The sequence below is a fragment of the Streptomyces sp. SID1328 genome, from assembly GCF_009865595.1.
Taxonomy (GTDB): Bacteria; Actinomycetota; Actinomycetes; order Streptomycetales; family Streptomycetaceae; genus Streptomyces; species Streptomyces griseoluteus.
Window position 1 is genome coordinate 1 of the sequence record NZ_WWKH01000446.1, and the last position, 6,378, is coordinate 6,378.

Here is a 6,378-nt window from a genome sequence, read left to right on the forward strand (position 1 = left end):
TCCGGCCGGCCGAAGCCGCCGTGATCCGCGCGCTCGCGGTCCGCCCGGACGACGGCGGCGACGCCACCCGGGCGGCCGACCGGCCCGGCGGGATCGCCTGGTACGGCCCGGACCGGCTGGTCACCGAGTGCGTACGGACCGGCGAGGAGGTGCTCGTGCCGCGGGTGAAGGACGAGGACCTGCCGCGCATCGCCCGCTCCCCCGAGGCCGCCGTCCTGCTGAGCCGGGCCGGGCTGCACTCGTACCTGGCGGTGCCGTTGATCGCGCGCGGCGAGATCCTGGGCGCGCTGGACCTGAAGCGGACCCGTAACCCGGAGCCCTTCGACGAGGACGACGTGCTGCTGGCGCGGGAGCTGGCGGCGCGGGCGGCGGTGCAGATCGACAACGCCCGCTGGTACCAGAACGCCCGGAGCACCGCGCTGACCCTCCAGCGCAGCCTGCTGCCGAGCCATCCGCCGGTGACGGCGGGCCTGGAGGTGGCGTCCCACTACCAGCCGGCCGGGTCCACCAGCGAGGTCGGCGGTGACTGGTTCGACGTCATACCGCTGGACGGCGACAAGACGGCGCTGGTGGTCGGCGACGTGATGGGCAGCGGCATCAGCGCGGCCGCCACCATGGGCCTGCTGCGCACCGCCACCACCACGCTCGCCTCTCTCGATCTCGATCCGTCACTGCTGCTGGAGCAGCTCGACAAGGCCACGGCGGCGACCGAGCACTCCATCGCCACCTGTGTGTACGCCGTGCACGACCCCCGGCAGCGACGGTGTCTGATCACCAACGCCGGGCATCTGCCGCCGGTGCGGATACGGCCGGGCCGCGCGCCGGAGCTGCTGGAGCTGCCCACGGGGGTGCCGCTGGGGGTGGGCGGGGTGGAGTTCGCCACCGTGACCGTCGACTTCGAGCCGGGCGACGAGCTGGTGCTGTACACCGACGGTCTGGTGGAGACCCGCAGTCACTCGCTGGACGAGCGGCTGGCACGGCTGCTGGACCTGCTGGAGGGTGCCTCGGAGCGCCCCCTGGAGGAGGTCTGCCAGGAGCTCCTGGCGACGCTGTACGAGCCGGACAACCACGACGACGTGGCCGTGCTCATCGCGCGGGCCCGCCACCTCTCGTAGGCCCGCAGGCGCACATCACCGTATGCCGATCACCACATGGGCGTCCCACTCAGGTGAGACCGCCACATGTGCGGCCAGACCAGCCTGTCTGAAGGCCGCCGTGGCGGCCGGCGCCTGACGGGCGCTGGTCTCGGAGAGCAGGCAGCCGCCGGGGGCCAGCCACTGGGCCGCTCCGGCGGCGACCCGGCGCAGGACGTCGAGTCCGTCGGGGCCGCCGTCGAGCGCGACCGCGGGTTCGTGGTCGCGGGCCTCGGCGGGGAGCAGGGGGACCTCGGCGGTGGGCACATAGGGCACATTGGCGGTCAGGATGCCGATCCGGCCGCGCAGTCCGGCGGGGAGCGCCGCGTAGAGGTCGCCGGTGTGGGCGTGGCCCCCGTGGGGGGCGAGGTTGTGGCGCGCGCAGCGTACGGCGGCGGGGTCGATGTCGGCGGCGTGCACCTCGGCGCCGTCGAGCGCGACGGCAAGGGCCGCCCCGAGCGCGCCGGAGCCGCAGCACAGGTCCACGACCACACGGGCGCCGGGCGCCTGGGAAAGGGCCTGGTCGACGAGGAACTCGGTGCGGCGGCGGGGCACGAAGACGCCGGGCCCCACCGTGATGCGCAGGCCGTGGAACTCGGCCCAGCCAAGGACGTGTTCGAGCGGGAGTCCGGAAGCGCGGGCCCCGGCCATCGCGGTGGCCTCTTCGGCGGTGCGGGCGGTGGCGAGGATCAGCCGGGCCTCGTCCTCGGCGAAGACGCAGCCGGCGGCGCGCAGGGCGGCGGTGAGGGACGAGGGGTCGGCGAGCGGAGTCGGGGATGCGGGCACGGTGGCCATAAGAGCCTGGAGCCTTTCGGGGACCTGGGGCCTCAGGGCGCTCCCGCGGTCACCGTCGCGTTGTCCGTACCGTCACACGGCACGGGCGCGAGGGGAGAGCGCCCTGGCTGACACAGCGTTGATGGGTCTCACCTCCTCGGTCGCACCGGCCGCGCACTCCGCGCGACCGGACGGCCACCATACCGTGCCCGGTCTCCGGGCGGACCGGGTCCCTGGCGCGGCCGGTGGCCGTACCCGCGTCGTGGCTCAGACGGCCACGCTTTCCTCGGTCTCCTCCTCGGCCTCGCGCTCGGCCTCCCGTGCGGCCTCGGCGGCGGGGGTCTCCCGGGCGTCCGGCGCCTGCGCAGGGGCCCGGCGGCCGGGGCGCTCCCAGAGGGCGGCGATCCCGGTGACGGCGATGCCGACGACCAGCCAGACCACCAGCGTCCACACGTCGCGGGCGATGCCGTCGTCGCCGAAGTACAGCAGCGAGCGGATGCCCTCGACGAACCCGGCGCCGTTCCAGAAGGCGTGCAGGGTGCCGAAGAAGCCGTTCTGCAGCTCGGGCCGGAACAACCCGCCGGAGCTGGTGAAGTTCAGCATCACGAACAGCACCATCATGGCCAGCGTGGTCCAGCGCTTGAGGAAGGTGTGCAGGCCGACGCCGATGAGCAGGATGCCCGCCGAGTACAGCCACGCCATGGCCCACAGGGTGCCCAGGTCGTGGTGGGCCAGGTGGAAGACCGGTCCGGCGAGCAGGGCGCCGATACCGCCGACCACGGCGGCCGTACCGACCGCGATGAGCGCCCGTACCCGTACGGCGAGCGCCGCACCGGCAGCGCCGATGGCGGCGACGGAGGCGTAGGAGCCGATGCTGACGGCGATCAGCAGGAAGAACAGGCCCTGGCCGGTGGGGTCGTCGGACACCGGCTCGGCGATGTCGGTGACCTTCAGCGGGGCGCCCTGCTGTGCGGCGACCGGCGTGAAGACCTTCTCCACGGCGGTGGCGCCCATGTCGGACGCGGCGCTCGCCACGATCAGCTCGGGCTTATGTGCGCTGGGCACATAGGCGCCGGTGACATCCCGGTGCTCGACCAGCGCGACGGCGTCGGCGCGGGAGGAGACGGTGCGGACGTCCAGCTTGTCGCCCGCCGTGTCCTTCACCGTCTGCGCGAAGACCTTCGCCTCGGGTCCGGCGCCGACCACCGCCACCGGCATGTGGTGGGGCTCCGGGGTGACGAAGGCACCCATATAGGCGAGCCCCATACCTATGCACATCAGCAGGGGGGTGATCAGGTGCGTGAGCACATGACGCAGTGCCGGTGACTTCATCGACCGGAACCTCCAATGGTTGTCTTATACAACTCACGTTCAAGTTGTACTATACAACCAGAATCGTTCGAACGGGTCGGAGAACAGGTCGGAGGAGTTCCGTGAAGGGGTTCTCATGGCGAAGGTGATCTCATGACGGCGGCGGACGCGGCCGTCGAGACGATCCAGCGGGAGATGACGTCGTTCGCGCGCCGGGCCCGCGCCTCGGCGGGGCGCATGCATCCCGAGCTGTCGCTGGTGTCGTACACGCTGCTGGGGCATCTGGAGGAGCGCGGGGGCTGCCGGGCGACCGACCTGGCCTCGCACTACGCGCTGGACAAGTCGACGGTGAGCCGCCAGGTGGGCGCGCTGGAGCGGGCGGGGCTGATCGAGCGGCGGCTCGCCCCGGAGGACGCCCGCGTGCAGGTGCTCCATCTCACGGAGGCGGGCGAGGAGATCCTGGCCCAGGTGACGCGGAGCCGCCGGGCCGCCTTCCGGGAACGGCTCGCCGACTGGCCGGAGGACGACCTGGTCCGCTTCGCGGCCTACCTGGAGCGGTACAACGCGGGGTCCGCCGGACAGGCCGCCGGTTAGGACCCGAGGGGGACGCGCACCCCGAAGAAGCGGGTGTCCAGCCGGTGCCGGAAGCCCAGGGACTCGTAGAGGCGGATGGCGCCGGTGTTGCCCGCGCCGGTGTGCAGGAACGGGCGCTCGCCGCGCAAGCGGATGCCGTGCGCGACGGCGAGGATCAGCCGGGTGGCCAGGCCCTCGCCCCGGAAGGCGGGGTCGGTGCAGACGGCGCTGATCTCGGTCCAGCCCGGCGGGTGCAGCCGCTCCCCCGCCATGGCGATCAGCGCGCCGTCGCGCCGGATGCCGAGGTAGGTGCCCATCTCGATGGTGCGTGGCATGAACGGGCCGGGCTGGGTGCGCGCGACCAGGTCCAGCATCTCGGGCACGTCGGCCGGGCCGAGCGGCACCGCCTCCGGGTCCGGGGCGCCGGCCACGCCGTCGTCCGCCATCTGCACGCCGGCCACGTCGAAGGTGATCTCCCAGCCCTGCGGGGCCGCGCCCCGGTGACCGAGCAGGGGCACCTCGCCGCCGGGTCCGGCGAGCGCGGCGATCTCGGCCCAGTCGGCGGGCTCGGGCTCGTCGGGGAGGGCCAGCCAGGGCGAGACCTCGACCGGGTACCGGAGCACCCGCCCGTGCCGCTCGGCGAAGTGGGCGTGCGGGCCGGTGAGGGAGGCGCGGGCGGCGTTGTCGAGCGGGTGCGGGACCGTCGTCCCGGCGGAGTCGGGGGCCGCACCGGCCGGGCTGTCGGCCTCCCGGCCGTCGTTCCGCGTGGAGACGTACGCCTCGGGCATCCTCAGGTCCTCGTTCCGCTCGCTCTGCACCGGCGCGGCGGCGCGTCGGCACTTGTCCCCAAGTACGGCGGCGGGACGGCTATTCCCGAGGGCGTCCGGAGTGTGGCCGAGGTCGCGCGCCGGGGCACTGACCAGGGGCGGGGCGCCCTTGGCGGGAGCGTACGGTTGAGCCATGAACGTCACCCGAGGCTTCACGGGCCGTCGGCGCGTCTCCCGTCCCGGACTGCCTCCGGGGCAGTACGACGCGGGCGACGACTGGCCCGTCCTGTCCGCCGAGGTCACCCCCGACCTCGCGCCCGCCCACTGGTCCTTCCGCGTCGACGGCCTGGTGGAGCGCCCGCACACCTGGAACTGGGCCGAGGCGCACGCCCTGCCCGGCTCGGCGTACGAGGGTGACATCCACTGTGTGACCGGCTGGTCCAAGTTCGGTGTGCGTTTCGGCGGGGTCTCGCTGGACGCATTCCTCGCCGTGGTGGGGCCACATGTGTCCGCCACCCATGTGCTGGCCCGCTCCCACACCGGGTACACCGCGAATCTGCCGCTGACCGACCTCACCGGTGGCCGGGCCTGGATCGCCTGGGATCAGGCCGGTGTTCCGCTGGCCCCGGAGCACGGCGGCCCCGCCCGGCTGATCGTGCCGCATCTGTACTTCTGGAAGAGCGTGAAGTGGATCGCCGGCCTCACCCTCCTCGACCATGACGAGCCGGGCTTCTGGGAGGCCAACGGCTATCACGAGCGGGGCAACCCGTGGGAGGAACAGCGGTACCGCGGTGACTGAGCAGACGCACGGGACGCCGGGGACGCCCTCCGCTCCCCCGGCCCGCTTCGCGGTGCCCGGCCGTATCGCGGTGAGCGAGCAGGTGGCGGCCGCGTGGCAGACGGCCACGCTGACCGAGGTGCGGCGGGAGACGCCGTACGCGTCGACGTTCCGGCTCGCGGTGCCTCGGTGGGCGGGGCATCTGCCGGGCCAGCATCTGATGCTGCGGCTGACCGCCGAGGACGGATACGTGGCCCAGCGGCACTACTCCATCGCCTCCGCGCCGGAGGACTCCGGGCACATCGAGCTGACCCTGGACCGGGTACCGGACGGCGAGGTCTCGGGCTGGTTCCACACGGTGGCGCGGCCCGGTGACTCGATCGAGGTGCGCGGGCCACTGAGCGGCTTCTTCGCCTGGCCGGGCGACCGTCCGGCGCTGCTGCTGGGGGCCGGTTCCGGGATCGTCCCGCTCATGTCGATGGTCCGGCACCATCGCGCCCGGGGCCTGTCGGTGCCGCTGCGGATGCTGGTGTCGGCGCGCGGTCCGGAGGAGCTGATCTACGCCGGGGAGCTGGGGGCGGAGACCACGGCCGTGTTCACCCGGAGCGCTCCGGCGGGTGTGCCGGTGGGACGTATGTCGGCCGCACACGTGGCGCCGCTCCTGGCCGAGCGGCCCCCTGGTGGGTGGGAAGCCTATGTGTGCGGTTCCAACGGTTTCGCCGAGCACGCCTCCCGTCTGCTCGTGGCGGCCGGTCAGCCGGTGGACCGCATCCGCATCGAGCGCTTCGGCTGAGCCGCCGGCAGCTCGTGGTGCGCGGGATGCGCGAGGGGGCGCCGGGCTGGGTATCCGACGGGTGTGGAGATGCGTACTCGGTCGCACCGCCCGCGTCGGCGGCACAATCCGCTGCGGCGGCGGTCGGACGTGGTGGAGGCCTGGGTGGTGGTGGTCGTCGCCGTCCTGCTCTGCGTGGTCGCGCCGCTGACGGGGACGGTGGCCGGGCTGTTCACCTACGACCGCGCGCGGACGCACGCCGAGGAGCAG

Annotated in this window: 7 protein-coding genes and 1 pseudogene; 5 read left to right on the forward strand and 3 right to left on the reverse strand. The window is 73.5% G+C overall.

Features of this window, described 5'->3' with window-relative positions; all coding sequences use genetic code 11:
* On the forward strand, positions 1–1,115 hold a 1,115-nt coding region (locus GT030_RS13545; protein ID WP_161201331.1), incomplete at its 5' end, for a GAF domain-containing SpoIIE family protein phosphatase.
* A 15-nt stretch (positions 1,116–1,130) separates the two neighbouring features.
* Here the strand turns inward: GT030_RS13545 and GT030_RS13550 are convergent.
* Together GT030_RS13550 and GT030_RS13555 are read right to left on the reverse strand one after the other, a co-directional pair.
* Positions 1,131–1,928, reverse strand: coding sequence for a putative protein N(5)-glutamine methyltransferase (locus GT030_RS13550; protein ID WP_161201332.1), 798 nt, complete (start codon positions 1,926–1,928; stop codon positions 1,131–1,133).
* Positions 1,929–2,174: 246 nt separating this feature from the next.
* The gene (locus tag GT030_RS13555; protein ID WP_161201333.1) at positions 2,175–3,239 is read right to left on the reverse strand and encodes a hypothetical protein; all 1,065 of its coding nucleotides are present in this window, start codon (positions 3,237–3,239) and stop codon (positions 2,175–2,177) included.
* Positions 3,240–3,371: 132 nt separating this feature from the next.
* Between GT030_RS13555 and GT030_RS13560 the strand changes: the two genes are divergently transcribed.
* Positions 3,372–3,812, forward strand: coding sequence for a MarR family winged helix-turn-helix transcriptional regulator (locus tag GT030_RS13560; protein ID WP_161201334.1), 441 nt, complete (start codon positions 3,372–3,374; stop codon positions 3,810–3,812).
* Here the strand turns inward: GT030_RS13560 and GT030_RS13565 are convergent.
* Positions 3,809–4,579: a GNAT family N-acetyltransferase gene (locus GT030_RS13565; protein ID WP_161201337.1), complete on the reverse strand. Its 771-nt coding sequence runs from the start codon at positions 4,577–4,579 to the stop codon at positions 3,809–3,811. The genes GT030_RS13560 and GT030_RS13565 overlap by 4 nt on opposite strands.
* A 172-nt stretch (positions 4,580–4,751) precedes the next feature.
* On the opposite strand from GT030_RS13565, the gene GT030_RS13570 reads away from it, so the two are divergent.
* The 3 genes and pseudogenes from GT030_RS13570 to GT030_RS13580 all read left to right on the forward strand — a co-directional run.
* Positions 4,752–5,357: a sulfite oxidase-like oxidoreductase gene (locus GT030_RS13570; RefSeq protein WP_161201335.1), complete on the forward strand. Its 606-nt coding sequence runs from the start codon at positions 4,752–4,754 to the stop codon at positions 5,355–5,357.
* A gap of 52 nt (positions 5,358–5,409) precedes the next feature.
* A complete protein-coding gene (locus tag GT030_RS13575; RefSeq protein ID WP_346009632.1) occupies positions 5,410–6,129 on the forward strand; it encodes a ferredoxin reductase in 720 nt (239 codons plus the stop codon).
* A gap of 69 nt (positions 6,130–6,198) precedes the next feature.
* Positions 6,199–6,378 (forward strand): annotated as a pseudogene (locus tag GT030_RS13580) (hypothetical protein); the annotation flags it as partial.

Excerpts from the sequence above, each read along its gene's own strand:
- GT030_RS13550 (WP_161201332.1), bottom strand. The coding sequence starts at position 1,928 with ATGGCCACCGTGCCCGCATCCCCGACTCCGCTCGCCGACCCCTCGTCC.
- GT030_RS13560 (WP_161201334.1), top strand. The coding sequence starts at position 3,372 with ATGACGGCGGCGGACGCGGCCGTCGAGACGATCCAGCGGGAGATGACG.
- GT030_RS13555 (WP_161201333.1), bottom strand. The coding sequence starts at position 3,239 with ATGAAGTCACCGGCACTGCGTCATGTGCTCACGCACCTGATCACCCCC.
- GT030_RS13570 (WP_161201335.1), top strand. The coding sequence starts at position 4,752 with ATGAACGTCACCCGAGGCTTCACGGGCCGTCGGCGCGTCTCCCGTCCC.
- GT030_RS13565 (WP_161201337.1), bottom strand. The coding sequence starts at position 4,579 with ATGCCCGAGGCGTACGTCTCCACGCGGAACGACGGCCGGGAGGCCGAC.